This is a genomic window from Nocardioides sp., from assembly GCF_044226305.1.
Lineage (GTDB): Bacteria > Actinomycetota > Actinomycetes > Propionibacteriales > Nocardioidaceae > Nocardioides.
This window is the reverse complement of the sequence record NZ_JBGAHF010000022.1, coordinates 53,146-72,971: the sequence shown is the minus strand read 5'-3', so window position 1 is coordinate 72,971 and position 19,826 is coordinate 53,146. Positions and strand designations below refer to the sequence as shown.

Here is a 19,826-nt window from a genome sequence, read left to right as displayed (position 1 = left end):
GGGACCTCCTTGGCCTTGCCGTAGCCGACGCCGACGAGACCGTCACCGTCGCCCACGACCACGAGGGCGGTGAAGCTGAAGCGACGACCACCCTTCACGACCTTGGCGACACGGTTGATCGCAACGACGCGCTCGATGTAGGCGGTCTTCTCCGCACCCTGGCCGCGACGGTCGTCGCGTCCACCACGGCGCTCGCCACCACGCTGTCCGCGCTGGGCTCCGCTCATGAGACTGTTCCTCTTCTCTCTCTTGCGTATCTTGCGATCAGAAGCTGAGGCCGCCCTCGCGGGCGCCGTCGGCCAGGGCCGCGATGCGGCCGTGGTACTTGTTGCCGGCCCGGTCGAAGACGACGCCCTCGACGCCGGCCGACTTGGCACGCTCGGCGACGAGCTCGCCGACCTTCTTGGCCTTGGCCGTCTTGTCGCCCTCGAAGCCGCGCAGGTCCGCCTCCATGGTGGAGGCCGAGGCCAGCGTCTTGCCGGCCAGGTCGTCGACGACCTGGACGGTGATGTGCTTCGACGAACGGGTGACGACCAGGCGCGGACGCTCCGGGGTGCCCGAGAGCTTCTTGCGACCGCGGACCTGGCGACGCAGACGCGACTTCGTCCGTGCCGAGGTGTGCTTGTTGTTCGACAGCGAGATCGCCATGATCACTTACCAGCCTTTCCGACCTTGCGGCGGATGTGCTCACCCGCGTAGCGAACGCCCTTGCCCTTGTAGGGCTCGGGCTTGCGCAGCTTGCGGATGTTCGCGGCAACCTCGCCGACGAGCTGCTTGTCGATGCCCTGCACGCCGAGGCGGGTCGGGCCGTCCACCGTGAAGGTGATCCCCTCGGGGGCGTTGAACGTGATCGGGTGCGAGTACCCGAGCTGGAACTCCAGCTGGGTCGGGCCCTTGGACAGGACGCGGTAGCCGACGCCCACGATCTCGAGCTTCTTCTCGTAGCCGTCGGTCACGCCGACGACCATGTTGTTGACCAGGGTGCGGGTCAGGCCGTGGAGGGCCTTGCTCTGGCGCTCGTCGTCAGGACGCTTGACGTCGAGGACGCCGTCGCTCTGCTCGACGATGATGGGCGCGGCCACGGTGTGGCTCAGGGTCCCCTTCGGGCCCTTGACGGTCACCTTCGGACCTTCGATCGCCACGTCCACGCCAGACGGGACCGCGATCGGAAGCTTGCCAATGCGCGACATGCTCTTCTACTCCTTCGCAGTTCTCGTGGTCACCAGACGTAGGCGAGGACTTCCCCACCCACGCCCTTCTGGTTGGCCTGGCGGTCGGTGAGCAGGCCCTGGCTCGTCGAGATGATCGCGACGCCCAGTCCGCCGAGCACCTTCGGGAGACCCGTGTGCTTGGCGTAGACCCGCAGGCCCGGCTTGCTGATGCGGCGGACGCCCGCGATGGAGCGCTCCCGGTTGCGGCCGTACTTCAGGGTGATGGTGAGCGTCTTGCCCACCTCGCCCTCGGCCGGCTCCTGCACCTCGAAGGAGGTGATGTAGCCCTCCTGCTGGAGGATCTCGGCCACGCCCTGCTTCAGCTTGCTGTACGGCATGGACACGGCGTCGTGGTACGCCTGGTTGGCGTTGCGCAGACGGGTGAGCATGTCTGCGATCGGGTCAGTCATCGTCATGATGCGTTCTTTCTCGTCGTGGTTTCGGTCCGACTCCGCGGGCCGACCTTCAACGTGTGTGAGTGATTACCAGGAGGACTTGGTGACGCCGGGCAGCTCGCCGCGGTGCGCCATCTCCCGCAGGCAGATGCGGCACAGGCCGAACTTGCGGTAGACGGCCTTCGGCCGGCCGCAGCGCTGGCACCGGGTGTAGCCCCGCACCGCGAACTTCGGCTTGCGAGCGGCCTTGACCTTCAGAGCGGTCTTCGCCATGTCAGTTCTCCTTGAACGGGAAGCCGAGCTGCTTCAGCAGCGCGCGACCCTGCTCGTCGTTGGGGGCGGTCGTCACGATCGTGATGTCCATGCCTCGCGACCGGTCGATCCGGTCCTGGTTGATCTCGTGGAACATGACCTGCTCGGTCAGGCCGAAGGTGTAGTTGCCCCGGCCGTCGAACTGGTTCGGGTTCAGCCCGCGGAAGTCGCGGATGCGCGGCAGCGCGAGCGACAGCAGCCGGTCGAGGAACTCCCACATCCGGTCGCCGCGCAGCGTGGTGTGCGCACCGATCGGCATGCCCTCGCGCAGCTTGAACTGCGCGATCGACTTCCGGGCCTTGGTCACCAGCGGCTTCTGGCCGGTGATCGCGGTGAGGTCCTTGACGGCGCCCTCGATCAGCTTCGAGTCGCGGGCCGCCTCGCCGACGCCCATGTTGACCACGATCTTGGTCAGGCCGGGCACCTGCATGACGTTCGCGATGTCGAACTCCGACCGCAGCGCGGGGAGGATCTCCTCGCGGTAGCGGGTCTTCAGACGCGGGGTGACCGCCGCGGAGGCAGTGGTCTGGGTCTCGGTCATCAGATCTCCTTGCCGGTCTTGCGGGAGATGCGCACGGAGCGCTCCGCCTCGTAGGTCGAGCCGTCGGGACGGCGCTTGGTGACCTTGTCGCGACGGAAGCCGATGCGGGTCACGCCGCCACCGTCGACGAGCATCACGTTGGACACGTGGATGGGCGCCTCGGTGGTGATGATCCCGCCGGTGGTGCCGGCGCGGCCGCCCTGGTTGACGACCTTGGTGTGCCGCTTGACGCGGTTCACGCCCTCGACGATCACCCGCTGCTCCTCACGGAGCACCTGGATGACCCGGCCCTCGGCACCCTTGTCCTTGCCGGCGATCACCTTGACGGTGTCGCCCTTCTTGATGTTCACGCTGTTCTTCCCCATGGCTCAGAGCACCTCCGGCGCGAGCGAGATGATCTTCATGAACTTCTTCTCGCGCAGCTCACGGCCCACGGGACCGAAGATGCGGGTGCCTCGCGGCTCGCCGTCGTTCTTGAGGATGACGGCGGCGTTCTCGTCGAAGCGGATGTACGAGCCGTCGGGGCGGCGACGCTCCTTGACGGTGCGCACGATCACGGCCTTGACGACGTCGCCCTTCTTGACGTTGCCACCGGGGATCGCGTCCTTCACGGTGGCGACGATGACGTCGCCGATACCGGCGTAGCGCCGACCCGAGCCACCGAGGACACGGATGCAGAGGATCTCCTTCGCACCGGTGTTGTCGGCGACCTTGAGTCGCGACTCCTGCTGGATCATCAGTTTCTCCTGGTTGTCGAGCTGGTTCTCAGCGCCTCACGGGCGCGGAGCCTTGCCGAACTGGGTGGGGTGCCCGCCCGGGGGCGGACGAGGGTTACTTGGCCTTCTCGAGGATCTCGACGACGCGCCAGCGCTTGGTGGCCGACAGCGGACGGGTCTCCATGAGCAGGACCCGGTCGCCGATGCCGCAGCTGTTCGACTCGTCGTGGGCCTTCAGCTTCGACGTGCGGCGCAGCACCTTGCCGTACAGGGCGTGCTTCACGCGGTCCTCGACGGACACGACGACGGTCTTGTCCATCTTGTCGCTGACGACCAGGCCCTCACGGACCTTGCGGGAGTTCCGCTCAGCAGTCTGCTCGCTCATGCGGCACCGTCCTCGTTGCTCGAGCCCGGCGTGGTCCGGATGCCGAGCTCGCGCTCACGCACCACGGTGTAGATCCGGGCGATGTCCTTCTTGACCGTGCGGAGCCGGCCGTGGCTCTCCAGCTGGCCGGTGGCCGACTGGAAGCGGAGGTTGAACAGCTCCTCCTTCGCCTCGCGGAGACGGGCCTCGAGGTCGACGGCATTGAGCTCGTCGAGCTCGTGCGCCTTCGTGGCCATCAGAACTCACCTGCCTCACGGGAGACGAACCGGCACTTCATGGGGAGCTTGTGCATCGCGCGGCGCATCGCCTCGCGGGCGACGTCCTCGGTGACACCGGAGAGCTCGAACATGACGCGGCCGGGCTTGACGTTCGCGACCCACCACTCGGGCGAGCCCTTGCCGGAACCCATGCGGGTCTCAGCCGGCTTCTTGGTCAGCGGGCGGTCGGGGTAGATGTTGATCCACACCTTGCCGCCGCGCTTGATGTGACGGGTCATCGCGATACGCGCGGACTCGATCTGGCGGTTGGTCACGTAGTGACCCTCGATCGCCTGGATCCCGAAGTCGCCGAACGCGAGGCGGGTACCGCCCTTGGCCGCACCGGTCCGCTTGGGGTGGTGCTGCTTGCGGTGCTTGACACGACGGGGCATCAACATGGCTCAGGCCTCCTTCGGGGTCTCGGCGGCGGGAGCCGCAGCCTCGGCCGGGGCGTCCGCCGCGGGAGCGGCGTCGGTGCGGTCCGCACGCGTCGGGCGGTCGCCGCGGGAGCCGCGGCTCGGGCGGTCGCCACCACGCTGCGGGCGGCCACCGCGACCGGGGACACCGGCGCGCGCAGCGGCCTGGGCCTGGCGCTCGGCACGGGTGCCGGCGACCTCGCCCTTGTAGATCCACACCTTGACGCCGATGCGACCGAACGTCGTCCGGGCCTCGTAGAAGCCGTAGTCGATGTCGGCACGCAGGGTGTGCAGCGGGACGCGACCCTCGCGGTAGAACTCGGTGCGCGACATCTCGGCGCCGTTGAGGCGGCCCGAGCACTGGATCCGGATGCCCTTGGCACCGGACCGCATCGCGGTCTGCATGGCCTTGCGCATCGCACGGCGGAACTGCACGCGGCCCGAGAGCTGCTCGGCCACGCCCTGCGCAACGAGCTGGGCGTCGATCTCGGGGTTCTTGACCTCGAGGATGTTCAGCTGGACCTGCTTGCCGGTGAGTTTCTCGAGCTCGCCACGGATCCGGTCGGCCTCGGCGCCACGGCGACCGATGACGATGCCCGGGCGTGCGGTGTGGATGTCCACCCGCACCCGGTCACGGGTCCGCTCGATCTCGACCTTGGCGATGCCGGCCCGCTCCATGCCCTTGGAGAGCAGCTTGCGGATGGCGACGTCCTCGCCGACGTACGACTTGTAGAGCTTGTCGGCGTACCAACGGCTCTTGTGGTCGGTCGAGATGCCGAGGCGGAAGCCGTTCGGGTTGATCTTCTGACCCATTACTTCTTTCCACCCTTCTTGGCAGCCGCGGCGATCTCGGCCGGCTGCACGACCAGCGTGATGTGGCTGGTCCGCTTGTTGATCCGGGTCGCACGGCCCTGGGCGCGCGGGCGCCAGCGCTTCATCGTCGGGCCCTCGTCCACCTGGGCGACGGAGACGACCAGGTCACCGCGGTCGAGACCCTCGTTGGTCTCGGCGTTGGCGACGGCGCTCTCCAGCACCTTGTAGACGGTCTCGGACGCGGCCTGCGGTGCGAACTGCAGCAGCGACAGGGCGTCGTCGACGGGCAGGCCGCGGACCATGTCGACGACACGGCGGGCCTTCATCGGGGTGATCCGCGTGTAGCGGGCGCTGGCGAACGCACCCGGCTGGTCGCCGAGCAGCGACGCACGGCGCGCGCTGACGCGCTGGCGGTCGGTGGTGCTCATCGACGGCGCCCCTTCCGGTCTTCCTTGACGTGCCCGCGGTAGGTGCGGGTGGGAGCGAACTCCCCGAGCTTGTGACCGACCATCGCGTCGGTGACGAAGACCGGCACGTGCTTGCGGCCGTCGTGGACGGCGATGGTGTGACCGATCATGTCCGGCACGATCATCGAGCGGCGCGACCAGGTCTTGATGACGTTGTGCGTGCCCTTCTCGTTCTCGGCGTCCACCTTCTTCTGCAGGTGGTCGTCGACGAAGGGGCCCTTCTTCAGGCTGCGAGGCATTGTCTGTTACTTCCTACCCTTGCCGGACTTGCGACGGCGGATGATCTGGGAGTCGGAGGCCTTGCGCTTGCGCGTGCGGCCCTCGGGCTTGCCCCACGGCGAGACCGGGTGGCGACCACCGGAGGTCTTGCCCTCGCCACCACCGTGCGGGTGGTCGACCGGGTTCATGACCACACCGCGGACGGTCGGGCGCTTGCCCTTCCACCGCATGCGGCCGGCCTTGCCCCAGTTGATGTTCGACTGCTCGGCGTTGCCGACCTCGCCGACGGTGGCGCGGCAGCGCACGTCGACGAAGCGCATCTCGCCGGAGGGCATGCGCAGCGTCGCGCGGCTGCCCTCACGGGCGACCAGCTGGGCGCTGTTGCCGGCCGAACGGGCGATCTTCGCACCGCCGCCGGGCCGCAGCTCGACGCAGTGGATGGTCGTACCGACGGGGATGTTGCGCAGCGGCAGGTTGTTGCCGGGCTTGATGTCGGCGTTCGGGCCGGACTCGACCCGGGTGCCCTGCGTGAGGTCCTTCGGCGCGATGATGTAGCGCTTCTCGCCGTCGACGTAGTGCAGGAGCGCGATCCGGGCGGTGCGGTTCGGGTCGTACTCGATGTGCGCGACCTTGGCCGGCACGCCGTCCTTGTCGTAGCGACGGAAGTCGATGATCCGGTAGGCACGCTTGTGACCGCCGCCCTGGTGCCGGGTGGTGATCCGGCCCTGGTTGTTGCGGCCGCCCTTCTTGGGCAGCGGACGCGTCAGCGACTTCTCCGGGGTGGTCCGGGTGATCTCGACGAAGTCGGCGACCGACGAGCCGCGACGGCCCGGGGTAGTCGGCTTGTACTTGCGGATTGCCATGTCTTCTCAGTCCTCTTCCACGCGCCCGGTCAGGAGACCGGACCCCCGAAGATGTCGATGCGGTCGCCCTCGGCGAGGCTGACGATCGCGCGCTTGGTGTCCTTGCGCTTGCCGATGCCGTTGCGGGTGCGGCGCGTCTTGCCGGGGCGGTTGATCGTGTTGACCGACGTCACCTTGACGTTGAACACCTTCTCGACCGCGATCTTGATCTCGGTCTTGTTCGCGTCGGGGTGCACCAGGAAGGTGTACTTGTTCGCGTCGAGCAGGCCGTAGCTCTTCTCGGACACGACCGGGGCGAGCAGGATGTCGCGGTGGTCCTTGTGCAGGGTGCTCACTTCGCCGCCTCCTCGGTGGCCTTGCCGGCGCCGCTCACGAAGGCGTCGTAGGCGCCCTGCGTGAAGACGACGTCGTCGGAGGCCAGCACGTCGTAGGTGTTCAGCTGGTCGACCGCCACGATGTGCACCTCGGGCGCGTTGCGCAGCGAGAGCCAGGTGACGGTGTCGGTCCGCTCGAGCACCACGAGGAAGTTGTGACGCTCCGAGATGGTCGCCAGCGCCGCGATCGCGGTGCGGGTCGACGGCGCCTCGGTGCTGATCAGCGACTCCACCACGTGGATGCGGTCGTTGCGGGCCCGGTCCGAGAGGGCACCGCGGAGGGCGGCGGCCTTCATCTTCTTGGGCGTGCGCTGGTCGTACTTGCGCGGCTGCGGGCCGTGGACGGTGCCACCGCCGGCGAACTGCGGCGCGCGGGTCGAGCCCTGACGGGCGCGGCCGGTGCCCTTCTGCTTGTAGGGCTTGCGGCCACCGCCGCGGACCTCGCCGCGGGTCTTGGTGGCGTGCGTGCCCTGGCGCGCAGCGGCCTGCTGGGCCACGACGACCTGGTGGATCAGGGGGACGTTGACCTCGACGTCGAAGATCTCCGCGGGCAGGTCGACCTTCGCCTTCTTGGGGGCGCTGGTCTTCTTCGCGGCAGTCTTCTTCGCGGGAGCCTTGTCGGTGGTCGCCATGCTCAGACCTCCTGCGTCTTCTTGGCGGCCGAGCGGAGGACCACGAGGCCGCCCTTGGGGCCGGGAACGGCGCCCTTGAGCAGGATGAGGCCCTTCTCGGTGTCGACGGCGTGGACGGTGACGTTCTGGGTGGTGACCGTGTCCGAACCCATGCGGCCGGCCATCCGGACACCCTTGAACACGCGACCGGGGGTCGCGCAGGCGCCGATCGAGCCCGGCTTGCGGTGGTTGCGGTGGGCACCGTGGGACGCGGAGACACCGGCGAAGCCGTGCCGCTTCATGACACCGGCGAAGCCCTTGCCCTTGCTGGTCCCTGTCACGTCGATCTCCTCACCGGCGGCGAAGGTGTCGACCGACAGCTCCTGGCCGACGGTGTAGTCCGTAGCGAGCGCGGTGCGGATCTCGACCACGTGGCGGCGCGGGGTGACCCCGGCCTTCACGAAGTGGCCCGCCTGCGGCTTGGTGACCTTGCGGCCGTCGATCTCGCCGAACCCGACCTGGATGGCGTTGTAGCCGTCGGTCTCGGGGGTGCGGACCTGGGTCACGATGTTCGTGCCCGCGGCGACGACGGTCACCGGGACGACGCGGTTGTTCTCGTCCCAGACCTGGGTCATGCCGAGCTTGGTGCCCAGCAGCCCCTTCACGTTGCGTTCGAATGTGCTCATGTCAGACCTCAGAGCTTGATCTCGATGTCGACGCCGGCAGGCAGGTCGAGCCGCATCAGCGAGTCGACGGTCTTCGGCGTGGGGTCGATGATGTCGATGAGGCGCTTGTGGGTGCGCATCTCGAAGTGCTCGCGGGAGTCCTTGTACTTGTGGGGCGAGCGGATGACGCAGTACACGTTCTTCTCGGTCGGCAGCGGCACCGGGCCGGCGACCTTGGCGCCCGTGCGGGTCACCGTGTCCACGATCTTGCGCGCCGAGGTGTCGATCACCTCGTGGTCATAGGCCTTGAGCCTGATGCGGATCTTCTGTCCCGCCATAGGTCTCTCTCGTCCTCACTCGTTCAGTACCGCGTGCGTTGTCCGGGACGTCCTCCGGCTTGAGTCGGTCCCCGTCACTCCCCCGCTCCCTCGCCGACCCCCGCGGTCGGGCGTGTCGGGCCTGGTGGCACAACACGAACCGCTGGGGATCTCGTGGTGTCGGTGGCGCCCGGATCCCCCGTCAAGGGGCCGGGCTCATCGGGTCTCCAGGTTCGGTGCGGCCGCACGCCGGACCACTGAACCCTCGGGAAACGCCGATTCAACAGTCAAGGTGTGGCGCACCCCGGCAACCCGCCGGAGCAACCGGACTATCTTGGCAGAGAACGCCCGGCAGGCCAAATCCGGCTGGACGAGCACGTCGAGTCGCCGGGACGGGGCCCTGCGGGACCGGTTACGGTTCCGCATGATCATCGACCTGCCCGAGGGCGTCGACCCCATCATGCACGTGTGGGGGGAGATGGTCCCGCACATCGGCGTGGCCGCCTCCCGGTTCTCCATGAGTGTCTACGAGCACTCCACGCTGGGCCTGCGCGAGTTCGAGGCGGCCCGGCTGCGGATCGCCCAGGTCAACGGCTGCCTGTTCTGCCAGGACTGGCGCACCGAGCGCGACGGCGTCACCGTCGAGGACTCCTTCCCGGAGTCCGTCACGGCGTGGCGCACGACCTCGGCCTTCGACGAGCGGACCCGCCTCGCGGCCGAGTACGCCGAGCGCTACGCCCTCGACCACGAGGGTCTCGACCCGGGGTTCTGGACCCGGATGAAGGCCGAGTACACCGACCAGGAGATCGTCGAGCTGACGATGTGCCTCGGCTCGTGGCTCGCCTTCGGCCGGCTCAACCACGTCCTCGGGCTGGACGCCGAGTGCGTGCTCCCGAGCGGGTTCGCGCAGCGCTGAGCGCGACCGTGACGGGCTAGGGTCTCCCCGTGCCCGGGGACACCGCCTACCCGCCGCCGGGAGGTCCGCCGTCCGGCAGCCCGCCCCCGCCCGGGTGGCAGCCGCCGCCACCCCCGCCGCGGCCCGGCTGGGGTCCCGCGCCGCAGACCGGGGCACCCGGCGTACCGCCGGGGATGCCGCCGGGGATGCCGCCCGGCACGTGGCCGGGGATGCCGCCCGGGATGCCGCCCGGGATGCTCGGCGCCGCGCACAAGCCCGGGGCGATCCCGCTGCGGCCCCTGGGCCTGGGGGACATGTACGACGCCGCCTTCCGCATCATCCGGTTCAACCCCCGGGCGACCGTGGGCTCCGCCGTCCTCGTCGCGGCCGTCTCGATGTCGCTCCCGGTGCTGCTCACGGCGGTGCTCACCTTCGCCGTCGACCTCACCTCCGACGGCACCTCGGGTGTCTCCACCGGCGAGGCGCTCGCGGTCGTGGGCACCAGCGGCTCGCTCCTGGTCGGCACCCTGCTGCAGGGCATCGGCCTGCTCCTCGTGACCGGCATGGTCGCCCGTGTCGTCGCCGCGGCGGCGATCGGCCGCCGCCTCTCGCTCGGCGAGGCCTGGGCCGAGACCCGCGGCTCGCGGTGGCGCCTGGTCGGCCTGGCCGTCGTGCTCGGGCTGATGGCCTTCGGTGCCCTCGTCGTCTACGTCGGCCTCTGGGTCGCCGTCGCCCTCCTGATGCCGACCTGGTTCGTGGTGGTCTTCGGGCTGGTGACCGTGCCCGCGTTCCTCGCGCTGGCGGTGTGGTGGTGGGTGCGGGTCTACTACCTGCCGGTGCCGGCCCTGATGATCGAGCGGACCGGCATCCTCGCGGCGATCGGCCGCGGGTTCCGGCTGACCCGGAAGCAGTTCTGGCGCACCCTCGGCATCGGCCTGCTGACCGCGATCATCACCGGCATCGCCGGCAGCTTCCTGTCGCTGCCGTTCTCGATCGCCGCGCAGGTGGTCGGCGTCGTCGTCCCCGACAGCCAGTACCTCGCGCTGACGACGGTGGTCCTCACCGCGCTCGGCTCCGTCGTCCAGACCGCGTTCGTCACCCCGTTCAGCGCCGCGGTCAGCTCGCTGCAGTACCTCGACCAGCGGATGCGCAAGGAGGCGTACGACGTCGAGCTGATGGCGCAGGCCGGGATCTCGTGAGCCAGCCGCCCCTCGACCCCTCCCCCGACGAGGCGCGTCGCCTGCTCGAGCAGGAGCTGGTCCGGCCCGAGTACCACCGCCACGACGTCGTCCAGCAGCTGCTCGACTGGCTGGACCGGTTCGTCAACGGCACCGTCGACGCCGCGTCGGGCGCACCGCCGCTCTCGACGTTCGCGGCGATGGTGGCGTTCCTGCTGCTGGCGCTCGGGCTGGGCTGGCTGCTCAGCCGCGCCCGCCGGACCGCCCGGGCGGGACGGGACCGGGCGGTGGTCGGCGAGCACGAGGTGCTGACGGCGGCGGAGCTGCGCCGGCGTGCCGAGCAGGCGCTGGCCGAGGGACGCAACGCCGACGCGGTGGTCGACGGCTTCCGGGCGCTCGCCGTGCGCCAGGTCGAGCGCGGCCGGCTCGACGACCTCCCGGGCGCCACCGCCCACGAGGTCGCGCGCGCCGTGGGCGCCGCGCACCCCGACGCCCGCGGCCGGGTCGACCGCACCGCCACCCTCTTCGACGAGGTCCGGTACGGCGACCGGCCGGCCACGCCGCAGCAGGCGGCCGAGGTCCTCGGGCTCGACGACGCCCTGGCCGGGCGCACGTGAGCGCCTGGCTGCGCCGGCACCGGGCGACGGTCGTCGTCCTCGCCGGCCTGGTGGTGGCGGTGGCGGTCGTGGCGCTGACCGGCCGGGGTGCGAGCACGGGCGCCCGCCTGGACCCCGACAACCCGGCCCCCGCGGGCGCCCAGGCCGTGGCCCGGGTCCTGGCCGACCAGGGCGTCGACGTCACCGTCGTCCGCGACGCGGACGGGCTCGACCGCGCCGGGGTGGACGCGGACACGACCGTCGTCGTCACGTCGAGCGAGCTGCTCGGGCGCAGCACGATCAGCCGGCTGCGCGACGACACGGCCGAGGGCCGCCTCGTGGTCGTGGAGCCGGGACCGGGCACCACCCGGGCGCTGGGGGTCTCGGCGCCGCCGTACCGCGTGGCCCTGGACGACCCCCGGCCCGCGGACTGCGCGGAGCCGACGCTCGACGGGCTCGACCTCGTGGTCGACACGGCCCTGGAGTACCCCGTCGACGACGGCTGCTTCACCGGTCAGCACGGGTCGCTCGTCGCCGAGCCACGGCCGGGGCTGGTGCTGCTGGGCGCGGGCGACGTGCTCTCCAACGACCAGGTGCTGCGCGCCGACGACGCCGCGGTCGCGCTGCGCCTGCTGGGCGGTACCGACCGCCTCGTCTGGTACGTCCCCACCCTCGACGACCTGGTCGCCGGCGACGGCGTGAGCCTCAGCACCCTGCTGCCGGACTGGCTCCGGCCCAGCCTGGTCCTCGGCGCGGTCGCGGTGCTCGCCCTGATGCTGTGGCGGGCCCGGCGCCTCGGGCCGCTCGCCGTCGAGCCGCTGCCCGTGGTCGTCAAGGCCGTCGAGACGACCCGCAGCCGCGGGCGCCTCTACCGGCGCGCCGGTGACCGGGCGCACGCCGCCGGGGTGCTGCGCGCCGCCGCCCGGCAGCGGGCTGCCGACCGGCTCGGCCTCGGCGCGCGCGTGGACCCCGACGCCCTGGTGCGCGAGCTCGCCCGCCACACCGGACGCCCTGCGGCCGAGGTCGACGCCCTGCTCGGCCCCCGCGCCCCGGACCCTGCGTCCGACCAGGACCTGATCACCCTGGCCAGCAGCCTGGCCGAGCTCGACAGAGAGGTACGCCGACCATGACCGAGATCTCCCCCGACGCGGCACGCGAACGGCTCGCCGCCGTCCGCACCGAGGTCGCCAAGGCCGTCGTCGGCCAGGACGCCGCCGTCTCCGGCCTGCTCGTCGCCCTGCTGTGCGGGGGCCACGTGCTGATGGAGGGCGTGCCCGGCGTCGCCAAGACGCTGCTGGTCCGGACCCTGGCCGGCGCGCTGTCGGTCGACACCCGGCGGGTGCAGTTCACCCCCGACCTGATGCCGGGCGACATCACCGGCTCGATGGTGATCGACAGCCACCGGGGCGAGCTGAGCTTCCGGGAGGGGCCGATCTTCACCAACCTGCTGCTCGCCGACGAGATCAACCGGACCCCGCCGAAGACGCAGTCGGCGCTGCTCGAGGCGATGGAGGAGGGCCAGGTGTCGGTCGACGGCGTCTCGCGCCCGCTCCCCCGGCCGTTCCTCGTCGCCGCGACGCAGAACCCGGTCGAGTACGAGGGCACCTACCCGCTCCCGGAGGCCCAGCTCGACCGGTTCCTGCTCAAGGTGGTGCTGCCGATCCCGGACCGCGCCGCCGAGCTCGAGATCGTCCGCCGGCACGCCGACGGCTTCGACCCGCGCGACGTCGCGGCCGCCGGCGTACGTCCGGTCGCGGGGGCCGAGGACATCGCCGCGGGCCGGGCGGCGGTGGGCCGGGTCCAGGTCAGTCCCGAGGTCGCCGGGTACGTCGTCGACATCGCGCGGGCGACCCGGGAGTCGCCGTCGCTGAGCCTCGGGGTCAGCCCGCGCGGGGCGACCGCGCTGCTGCGCTCGGCCCGCGCCTGGGCCTGGCTGACCGGTCGCGACTTCGTGACGCCCGACGACGTCAAGGCGCTGGCCCACGCGACCCTCGTGCACCGGCTGGGGCTGCGACCCGAGGCCGAGCTCGAGGGGGTCGACGTGGCGCAGGTCCTGGTCTCCGCGCTCGGCTCGGTCGCGGTGCCGCGATGACGGGTCCGCGACGACCATGACGATCTCCGGCCGGGTCCCGCTGCTGCTCCTCCTGGGGGTGGTGCCGGTCGTGCTGCGCCCGTCCACCGGGACGGTGTGGCTGTGGGTGCTGGCCGTGGCGCTCCTGGTCGGCGTGGACCTGCTGCTCGCGCCGGCGCCCTCGACCCTGCAGGTCGAGCGGCCCGAGGTCGGGGCGGTGCGCCTCGGGCACCCCACGGAGACCCGGCTCGTCGTCACCAGCTCGGGCAGCCGGCGGGCCCGCGGAGTGCTCCGGGACGCGTGGCAGCCGACCGCCGGCGCCTCCGGCAACCGGCACCGGCTGGCCCTGGGCGCCGGCGACCGCGTGGTGCTGCGCACCCCGCTGCTGCCCCGCCGCCGCGGCGACCTGCGCGCGACGGGGGTCACCGTGCGGCTGCGCGGGCCGCTCGGCCTCGCCGCCCGCCAGCGCACCCGCGACGTCCCCGGTGCGGTGCGGTCGCTGCCGCCGTTCGACTCCCGCAAGCACCTGCCCAGCCGCCTGGCCCGGCTGCGCGAGCTCGACGGCCGGGCGGCCGTGCGGGTCCGCGGGCAGGGCACCGAGTTCGACTCGCTGCGGGAGTACGTGCGCGGCGACGACGTCCGGTCCATCGACTGGCGCGCGAGCGCACGCAGCCGGACCGTCGTGGTGCGCACCTGGCAGCCGGAGCGGGACCGGCGCGTCGTGCTGGTGCTCGACACCTCCCGCACCTCGGCCGGCCGGGTCGGCGACGTACCGCGCCTGGACTCCGCGATGGACGCCGCGCTGCTGCTCGCGGCGCTCGCGGCCCGGGCCGGCGACCGGGTCGACCTCGTGGCCGGCGACCGCCGCGTGCGGGCCCGGCTGCGGGCGGCCGGAGCGCGCGACGTCGCCGCCCACCTGCAGGAGGTGATGGCGGACCTGCAGCCCGTGATCGCCGAGGCGGACTGGAGCACGCTCGCCGGGGCGGTCACCGCGCTCGGGCGCCAGCGAGCGCTCGTGGTGCTGCTGACCCCGCTCGAGCCGGCCGCGGTCGAGGAGGGGCTGCTCCCCGTGCTGCCCTCGCTCACCCGCCACCACCGGGTCGTGCTCGCCTCGGTGCGCGACCCCGCGCTGGAGGAGCTGGCGTCGAGCCACGCCACGCTGGACGAGGTGTACGACGCCGCAGCCGCCGCGCAGGCCATCGGTCGTCGGGCCTACACCGCCGGCCTGCTGCGGGCCCTGGGCGTGGACGTCGTCGACGCCGACGCCGACCAGCTGCCGCCCGCGCTGGCCGACCACTACCTGGCGCTCAAGGCGCGCGGGCTGCTGTGACGGGCGGCGCCCTCAGGCCTGGGTCGCGACCCGGTCCTCGAGAAGCGCGTCGTCGATGTCCCCGGTGAGCCCCCGGTGGTGGGCGGCACGACCCAGGACGAAGACGTAGGCGAGGAAGGTCGCCTCCGCCAGCACGCCGATCCCGATGCGGGCCCAGGTCGGCAGCGGCGAGGGCGTCACGAAGGCCTCGATGCAGCCGCTGACGAACAGCACCGCCACGAGCCCGAGGGCGACGGTGCCGGCGGTGCGGCCCTCGTGGGCGAGCGACTGTGCGCGGGTCAGCGCCCCGGGCTCGATCCACGACCAGAACAGCCGCAGCCCCACGCCACCGGCGACGAAGACCGCGGTCAGCTCCAGCATCCCGTGCGGGAGGATCAGGCCCCAGAAGTGCCCCGCGTGACCGTGCCGGATCATGATCGAGCCGATGATCGCCAGGTTCTCGATGTTCGAGAAGAGCAGGTAGACCACCGGCAGGCCCAGCACCCCGAGCGCCAGGCAGAGGGCGGTCACCCAGGCGTTGTTGACCCAGACCTGGGCGGCGAAGTGGCTGGCGGCGTACTCGCTGTAGTAGTCCTCGAAGTCGTGCTGCACCAGCTGGTCGACCTCCCGGGGCGACAGCAGGCTCTGCTCGACGTTCGGGTGCTGCAGCAGCCACAGCATCATCACCGCGGTCACCACGACGCAGGCCGCCATGGTGCCCAGCCACCACCAGCGCAGCCGGTAGAGCGCGGCGGGGAACCGCTCGACGAAGAACAAGCGAACACCGCGCCACGTGCCCGTCCGCGTGCCGACGGCGCGGTTGCGGGCCCGCGAGAGCAGTGAGGACAGGTGGGCGACGAGGGACGGGTCGGGCGCCGAGGTGCGCACGACCGACAGGTGGGTCGCGACCTGCTGGTACCGCTCGACCAGCTCGTCGGACTCCGCGCCGCTGAGCCGGCGCTTGCGCGTCAGCACCTCGAGCCGGCGCCACTCGGACCCGTGCGCGGCGACGTACGCGTCGAGGTCCATGCCCGGAGCCTAGGGTCAGGTCGTGCGCGAGGTCATCACGCTCCCGGACGGGCGGGCAGCGCAGTACTGGGACAACGGCCTCGACGGCCCCGCGGTCGTCTTCTTCCACGGCTGCCCGGACACGCGGCACGCGGCGATGACCGGCGCTCCTGCGGCCGCCGCGCTCGGCGTGCGCCTGGTCGCGGTGAACCGGCCCGGCTACGGGCTCTCCACGCGGCACGCCTCGACGCAGTCCTCGGTCGCCGACGACACCGTCCGGGTCGCGGACCTCCTCGGCATCGACCGGTTCGCCGCGCTCGGCATGTCCGTCGGTACGGCGTACGCGCTGGTGTGCGCGGCGCGGCACCCCGATCGCGTGCGTGCCCTCGGGCTCGCCGCCGGCCCGGACGGCCGCCGGCAGGAGCGCGGGACGGTCGAGGAGGTCGTCGCACGGTTCCGGCCCGAGCTCGAGGAGTGGGTCGCCCGGGTCCGGCCCGACGACCCCGACGACCACGCGCTCAGCGACCGGTTCCTCGCCGACCTGCCGCCCGCCGACGCCACCCTGCTCAGGGCGACGAGGACACCGGCTGAGGTCGCGGCCTCGGTCCGCGAGGCCCTCGCCGACCACGACGGTTACCTCCGCGACGCCGCCCTGACCTTCCGACCCTGGGACGCCGGCCTCGACGACGTCCGCTGCCCGGTGCGCACCTGGCCGGACGACCGGGAGCGCCACTTCTCGATCCTGCTCGCGGGCTGGCCGGAGATCCTGGCCGCCCTCCGGTGAGCCCGGCTCCTACACTGGCCGCACCATGGCGGCCCACGAGTTCGCGACGCTCACGACCGACGACCTGGTCACCGGAGAGGCGGTCGCCCTCGACCTGCCGCCGGCGAGCATCGGGTCGCGGATCGCGTCCGGCCTGATCGACGTCTCGCTCACCTTCGCCCTCCTCATCGCCCTGGTCATCGGCCTGGTCGTCGCCGCGCTGCCGACCGACGAGGCGCTGATCGAGGTCGCGATGCTCGCCGCGATCATCGTGTCGTTCCTCGTCTACCCCACCGCCATCGAGACGCTCACGCGGGGCAAGTCGGTCGGCAAGCTCTGCTTCGGGCTGCGCACGGTCCGCGACGACGCGGGGCCCATCTCCTTCCAGCACGCGTTCGTCCGGGCGCTCATCGGCGTCGTCGAGATCTACGTCTTCCTCGGCAGCCCCGCGTTCTTCGCGGCGCTGCTCAGCCCGCGGAGCAAGCGGCTCGGGGACTACGCCGCCGGCACCTACGTCGTGCGGGAGCGGGTCCGGCTGCAGCTGGCACCGCCGGTGCCGATGCCGCGGCAGCTCGCGCACTGGGCCGCCGGCGCGGACATGTCGTCCCTCCCCACCGGGCTCGCCCTGGCGGTGCGCCAGTACCTCGGCCGGCTCCCGCAGATCGACCCGGTGTCGCGCGCCGAGGTCGGTGGCCGGCTCGCGGACGCGGTGAGCGCCCACGTCGCCCCGCCGCCTCCGCCCGGCACCCCTCCGGAGGCGTTCCTCGCGGCGGTGGTCGCCGCCCGGCGCGACCGGGACGCCGCCCGGCTGGCCCGCGAGGCCGACCTGCGCCGACGGCTGACCGCGCGGCGCTGACCGGCGCTGACCGGCCCGGACAGGCTCGCTCCGCGGCGCGTGGATTGCGACGATGTGGCCATGACCGACCTGCGGGCCCTGTGGGACTTCGAGGACCCGGTGGGGTCCGAGCAGCGGTTCCGGGCGGCCGCGGACCTCGCCGCAGGTGCCGAGCGGGCTGTGCTGCTGACCCAGGTCGCGCGGGCGCTCGGGCTCCAGGAGCGCTACGACGACGGCCACGCGCTCCTCGACGGCGTGCCGGTCGGGGACGACCGGGTGGCGGCCCACGTGGCGCTGGAGCGCGGCCGGCTGCTGCGCTCGAGCGGCCGTCCCGACGAGGCGCGAGCGCACTTCGAGGCCGCGGAACGGGCCGCGACGTCGGCCGCCGACGACGCGCTCGTCGTCGACGCCGTCCACATGGTCGCGCTCGTGGCGGAGCCGGCCGAGCGGCTCCGGACCACCGAGCGCGCGCTGGAGCTCGCCCGGCGCAGCAGCGACCCGGCGGCCCGCGACTGGGACGCCTCCCTGCTGACCAACATCGGGATGGTGCACGCCGACGCCGGCGACTGGCCCTCGGCCCTGACGGCCTTCGAGCAGGCGCTCGCCGCCCGCGAACGGATCGGCCGCGCCGAGGACGTCCGGGTCTCCCGGTGGATGGTCGCCTGGGCGCTGCGCCACCTCGGCCGTACCGACGAGGCGCTCGCGACGCAGCGGGCCCTGCGGGCCGAGCTCGACGCGGCCGGCCTGGACGACCCGTACGTCGACGAGGAGCTCGCCCTGCTCGGCGGCTGAGCCGCGCCCCGGCGCGGGCCGGGCACATCGGCCGCCCAGCAGCGGGCGAAGGTCCCTGCCGGTGACGAGACGGCGGCCGGAGGATGGGCGGCGTCGGGCACGGCCGTGGCCGGCGAGGCACCACGATGTTCGACGCAGGCCCGCCGGGCGATCGGCGAACCGTGCGATGGGAGCGTTCCCACCGAAATGTGACGTGCGTTACGAAAACGTTATCGGTCCGCCTTGACGAGCCGTTGCGTAAACGTTTGCATCGTCCTCGACGGAGAGCGGGTTCCGGGCACATGCGGTCCCACGGAACGGACCTGCTGAGAAACGCAGAAGGGAAGTACGCATGCGATCACGCAACACGCGCCGGGGGGCGGCTGCGGCTGCCGCTCTGGTGACCGCCGGGCTCGTCCTGGCTGGCTGCGCGAGCAGCGACAGCGGGGGCAGCAGCTCCGCCAGCGGAACCTGGCCGGGTGACGGCAAGTCCGAGTGCAAGGGCCTCGAGCAGCTCGCCGACTTCGGTGACCTGACCGGCAAGGAGGTCACGGTCTACACCTCGATCCTGGCGCCCGAGCAGCAGGCCCAGGAGGACTCCTACAAGCTGTTCACGACCTGCACCGGCGCCACGGTGAAGTACGAGGGCTCCGACCAGTTCGAGACGCAGCTCGTCGTCCGGGTCAAGGCGGGCAACGCGCCCGACATCGCCTACATCCCGCAGCCCGGCCTGCTCAACACGGTCGTCTCCTCCGGCTCTGCCGTCGAGGCCCCCTCGCAGGTCGTCGACAACGTCGACAAGTGGTTCGGCGAGGACTGGAAGGGCTACGGCACCGTCGACGGCAAGTTCTACGCCGCCCCGCTGGGCGCGAGCGTGAAGTCGTTCGTCTGGTACTCGCCCAAGATGTTCGAGGACAACGGCTGGAAGGTCCCCGAGACCTGGGACGACATGCTGAAGCTGTCCGACCAGATCGAGGCCAGCGGCGTCAAGCCCTGGTGCGCGGGCTTCGAGTCCGGCGACGCCACCGGCTGGCCGGGCACCGACTGGCTCGAGGACGCGCTGCTCCGGTCCGCCGGTCCCGACGTCTACGACCAGTGGGTCAACCACGACATCCCGTTCAACGACCCGAAGGTCGAGGAGGCGCTGGACGACGTCGGCACCATCCTCAAGGACGACAAGTACGTCAACGGTGGATTCGGCGACGTGAACTCGATCGCGACCACCGCGTTCCAGGACGGCGGCCTGCCGATCCTCAAGGGCGACTGCGCCATGTACCGGATGGCCAGCTTCTACGCCGCCCAGTGGCCCGAGGGCACCAAGGTGGCGCCCGACGGTGACGTCTTCGCGTTCTACCTGCCGACCATGAGCGAGGAGTTCGGCAAGCCGGTCCTCGGCGGCGGCGAGTTCGTCACCGCGTTCTCGGACCGCCAGGAGGTCCAGGCGTTCCAGACCTACCTGTCGACCGACGTGTGGGCCAACGAGAAGGCCAAGGCCACCCCGGGTGGCGGCTGGGTCAGCGCCAACAAGGGTCTCGACATCGACAACCTGACGAGCCCGATCGACATCCTGTCGGCCGAGACGTTCCAGGACCCCGAGGCCGTGTTCCGCTTCGACGGTTCCGACCAGATGCCCAGCGCCGTCGGCGCCGGCACCTTCTGGAAGGAGATGACCGCCTGGATCACCGGTGAGAGCACCGACCAGGCCCTCACCAACGTCGAGAACTCCTGGCCGAGTTCCTGATCGCCTGACGGCGCCGGGGGGGGGGCCCCCCCCCCCCCCCCCCCCCGGGGGGGTGTGTGGGGGGCCCCCCCCCCCCCCCCCCCCCCCCCCCCCCCCC

General features: G+C 71.8%; 29 protein-coding genes and 1 pseudogene. 10 read left to right on the top strand and 20 right to left on the bottom strand.

What is annotated here, in order from left to right:
- From ACILQ5_RS18885 to rpsJ, 19 genes and pseudogenes are all read right to left on the bottom strand, one after another.
- Positions 1-227, bottom strand: a pseudogene (locus tag ACILQ5_RS18885) (30S ribosomal protein S5); the annotation flags it as partial.
- Positions 228-264: 37 nt separating this feature from the next.
- Positions 265-648 (bottom strand): 50S ribosomal protein L18, encoded by a 384-nt coding sequence (gene rplR, locus ACILQ5_RS18880; protein WP_395659571.1) that lies wholly within the window; start codon positions 646-648, stop codon positions 265-267.
- Positions 649-650: 2 nt separating this feature from the next.
- Complete coding sequence (rplF, locus tag ACILQ5_RS18875; protein WP_395659570.1) at positions 651-1,190, bottom strand: 50S ribosomal protein L6; 540 nt, start codon at positions 1,188-1,190, stop codon at positions 651-653.
- A gap of 29 nt (positions 1,191-1,219) precedes the next feature.
- Entirely contained in the window at positions 1,220-1,627 is a 408-nt protein-coding gene (gene rpsH, locus ACILQ5_RS18870) for a 30S ribosomal protein S8 (RefSeq protein ID WP_395659569.1), read from the bottom strand.
- 66 nt (positions 1,628-1,693) lie between these two features.
- Positions 1,694-1,879 (bottom strand): type Z 30S ribosomal protein S14, encoded by a 186-nt coding sequence (locus ACILQ5_RS18865; protein ID WP_011757321.1) that lies wholly within the window; start codon positions 1,877-1,879, stop codon positions 1,694-1,696.
- A 1-nt stretch (position 1,880) separates the two neighbouring features.
- Positions 1,881-2,459 carry a 50S ribosomal protein L5 gene (gene rplE, locus ACILQ5_RS18860; protein WP_395659568.1) on the bottom strand — a complete coding sequence of 193 codons (579 nt, stop codon included), beginning with the start codon at positions 2,457-2,459 and terminating at the stop codon, positions 1,881-1,883.
- Positions 2,459-2,824 (bottom strand): 50S ribosomal protein L24, encoded by a 366-nt coding sequence (gene rplX, locus ACILQ5_RS18855; RefSeq protein ID WP_395659567.1) that lies wholly within the window; start codon positions 2,822-2,824, stop codon positions 2,459-2,461. Before rplX ends, rplE begins: the two co-directional genes overlap by 1 nt.
- Positions 2,825-2,827: 3 nt before the next feature.
- Positions 2,828-3,196, bottom strand: a complete 369-nt coding sequence (rplN, locus tag ACILQ5_RS18850; protein WP_017932847.1) for a 50S ribosomal protein L14 — start codon at positions 3,194-3,196, stop codon at positions 2,828-2,830.
- Between the two features lie 94 nt (positions 3,197-3,290).
- On the bottom strand, positions 3,291-3,560 hold the full coding sequence (rpsQ, locus tag ACILQ5_RS18845) for a 30S ribosomal protein S17 (protein ID WP_395659566.1): 270 nt from the start codon (positions 3,558-3,560) through the stop codon (positions 3,291-3,293).
- A complete protein-coding gene (rpmC, locus tag ACILQ5_RS18840; RefSeq protein ID WP_395659565.1) occupies positions 3,557-3,796 on the bottom strand; it encodes a 50S ribosomal protein L29 in 240 nt (79 codons plus the stop codon). The genes rpsQ and rpmC overlap by 4 nt, the downstream gene beginning before the upstream one ends.
- On the bottom strand, positions 3,796-4,215 hold the full coding sequence (gene rplP / locus ACILQ5_RS18835; protein ID WP_395659564.1) for a 50S ribosomal protein L16: 420 nt from the start codon (positions 4,213-4,215) through the stop codon (positions 3,796-3,798). Before rplP ends, rpmC begins: the two co-directional genes overlap by 1 nt.
- Before the next feature lie 3 nt (positions 4,216-4,218).
- The gene (rpsC, locus tag ACILQ5_RS18830; RefSeq protein ID WP_395659563.1) at positions 4,219-5,046 is read right to left on the bottom strand and encodes a 30S ribosomal protein S3; all 828 of its coding nucleotides are present in this window, start codon (positions 5,044-5,046) and stop codon (positions 4,219-4,221) included.
- Entirely contained in the window at positions 5,046-5,474 is a 429-nt protein-coding gene (gene rplV / locus ACILQ5_RS18825) for a 50S ribosomal protein L22 (RefSeq protein WP_395659562.1), read from the bottom strand. The genes rpsC and rplV overlap by 1 nt, the downstream gene beginning before the upstream one ends.
- Positions 5,471-5,752 (bottom strand): 30S ribosomal protein S19, encoded by a 282-nt coding sequence (rpsS, locus tag ACILQ5_RS18820; RefSeq protein ID WP_343909183.1) that lies wholly within the window; start codon positions 5,750-5,752, stop codon positions 5,471-5,473. Before rpsS ends, rplV begins: the two co-directional genes overlap by 4 nt.
- Before the next feature lie 6 nt (positions 5,753-5,758).
- On the bottom strand, positions 5,759-6,595 hold the full coding sequence (gene rplB, locus ACILQ5_RS18815; protein WP_395659561.1) for a 50S ribosomal protein L2: 837 nt from the start codon (positions 6,593-6,595) through the stop codon (positions 5,759-5,761).
- A gap of 29 nt (positions 6,596-6,624) precedes the next feature.
- Positions 6,625-6,930 (bottom strand): 50S ribosomal protein L23, encoded by a 306-nt coding sequence (gene rplW, locus ACILQ5_RS18810; protein WP_343909185.1) that lies wholly within the window; start codon positions 6,928-6,930, stop codon positions 6,625-6,627.
- On the bottom strand, positions 6,927-7,601 hold the full coding sequence (gene rplD, locus ACILQ5_RS18805) for a 50S ribosomal protein L4 (protein WP_395659560.1): 675 nt from the start codon (positions 7,599-7,601) through the stop codon (positions 6,927-6,929). The genes rplW and rplD overlap by 4 nt, the downstream gene beginning before the upstream one ends.
- A 2-nt stretch (positions 7,602-7,603) precedes the next feature.
- On the bottom strand, positions 7,604-8,266 hold the full coding sequence (gene rplC, locus ACILQ5_RS18800; protein WP_395659559.1) for a 50S ribosomal protein L3: 663 nt from the start codon (positions 8,264-8,266) through the stop codon (positions 7,604-7,606).
- Between the two features lie 8 nt (positions 8,267-8,274).
- A complete protein-coding gene (gene rpsJ, locus ACILQ5_RS18795; RefSeq protein ID WP_008360994.1) occupies positions 8,275-8,583 on the bottom strand; it encodes a 30S ribosomal protein S10 in 309 nt (102 codons plus the stop codon).
- Between the two features lie 403 nt (positions 8,584-8,986).
- On the opposite strand from rpsJ, the gene ACILQ5_RS18790 reads away from it, so the two are divergent.
- The 6 genes from ACILQ5_RS18790 to ACILQ5_RS18765 are packed head-to-tail and all read left to right on the top strand — an operon-like array spanning position 8,987 to position 14,632.
- Positions 8,987-9,478, top strand: coding sequence for a carboxymuconolactone decarboxylase family protein (locus tag ACILQ5_RS18790; protein WP_395659558.1), 492 nt, complete (start codon positions 8,987-8,989; stop codon positions 9,476-9,478).
- Positions 9,479-9,507: 29 nt separating this feature from the next.
- Positions 9,508-10,656: a hypothetical protein gene (locus ACILQ5_RS18785; RefSeq protein WP_395659557.1), complete on the top strand. Its 1,149-nt coding sequence runs from the start codon at positions 9,508-9,510 to the stop codon at positions 10,654-10,656.
- Positions 10,653-11,252, top strand: coding sequence for a DUF4129 domain-containing protein (locus tag ACILQ5_RS18780; protein ID WP_395659556.1), 600 nt, complete (start codon positions 10,653-10,655; stop codon positions 11,250-11,252). Before ACILQ5_RS18785 ends, ACILQ5_RS18780 begins: the two co-directional genes overlap by 4 nt.
- Positions 11,249-12,361, top strand: coding sequence for a DUF4350 domain-containing protein (locus ACILQ5_RS18775; RefSeq protein ID WP_395659555.1), 1,113 nt, complete (start codon positions 11,249-11,251; stop codon positions 12,359-12,361). The genes ACILQ5_RS18780 and ACILQ5_RS18775 overlap by 4 nt, the downstream gene beginning before the upstream one ends.
- Positions 12,358-13,323: an AAA family ATPase gene (locus ACILQ5_RS18770; RefSeq protein ID WP_395659554.1), complete on the top strand. Its 966-nt coding sequence runs from the start codon at positions 12,358-12,360 to the stop codon at positions 13,321-13,323. Before ACILQ5_RS18775 ends, ACILQ5_RS18770 begins: the two co-directional genes overlap by 4 nt.
- Before the next feature lie 16 nt (positions 13,324-13,339).
- Positions 13,340-14,632: a DUF58 domain-containing protein gene (locus tag ACILQ5_RS18765; protein ID WP_395659553.1), complete on the top strand. Its 1,293-nt coding sequence runs from the start codon at positions 13,340-13,342 to the stop codon at positions 14,630-14,632.
- 12 nt (positions 14,633-14,644) lie between these two features.
- On the opposite strand, the gene ACILQ5_RS18760 is transcribed toward ACILQ5_RS18765, so the two are convergent.
- Positions 14,645-15,640 (bottom strand): stage II sporulation protein M, encoded by a 996-nt coding sequence (locus ACILQ5_RS18760; protein ID WP_395659552.1) that lies wholly within the window; start codon positions 15,638-15,640, stop codon positions 14,645-14,647.
- Between the two features lie 22 nt (positions 15,641-15,662).
- Here ACILQ5_RS18760 and ACILQ5_RS18755 point away from each other — a divergent pair, with 22 nt between their 5' ends.
- The 4 genes from ACILQ5_RS18755 (at position 15,663) to ACILQ5_RS18740 (ending at position 19,729) form a co-directional block, all read left to right on the top strand.
- Positions 15,663-16,403 carry an alpha/beta fold hydrolase gene (locus tag ACILQ5_RS18755; RefSeq protein WP_395659551.1) on the top strand — a complete coding sequence of 247 codons (741 nt, stop codon included), beginning with the start codon at positions 15,663-15,665 and terminating at the stop codon, positions 16,401-16,403.
- Positions 16,404-16,428: 25 nt separating this feature from the next.
- On the top strand, positions 16,429-17,238 hold the full coding sequence (locus tag ACILQ5_RS18750) for an RDD family protein (RefSeq protein WP_395659550.1): 810 nt from the start codon (positions 16,429-16,431) through the stop codon (positions 17,236-17,238).
- A gap of 60 nt (positions 17,239-17,298) precedes the next feature.
- Positions 17,299-18,009: a tetratricopeptide repeat protein gene (locus tag ACILQ5_RS18745; protein ID WP_395659549.1), complete on the top strand. Its 711-nt coding sequence runs from the start codon at positions 17,299-17,301 to the stop codon at positions 18,007-18,009.
- Positions 18,010-18,340: 331 nt separating this feature from the next.
- Complete coding sequence (locus ACILQ5_RS18740) at positions 18,341-19,729, top strand: ABC transporter substrate-binding protein (RefSeq protein WP_395659548.1); 1,389 nt, start codon at positions 18,341-18,343, stop codon at positions 19,727-19,729.
- Positions 19,730-19,826 lie beyond the last annotated feature (97 nt).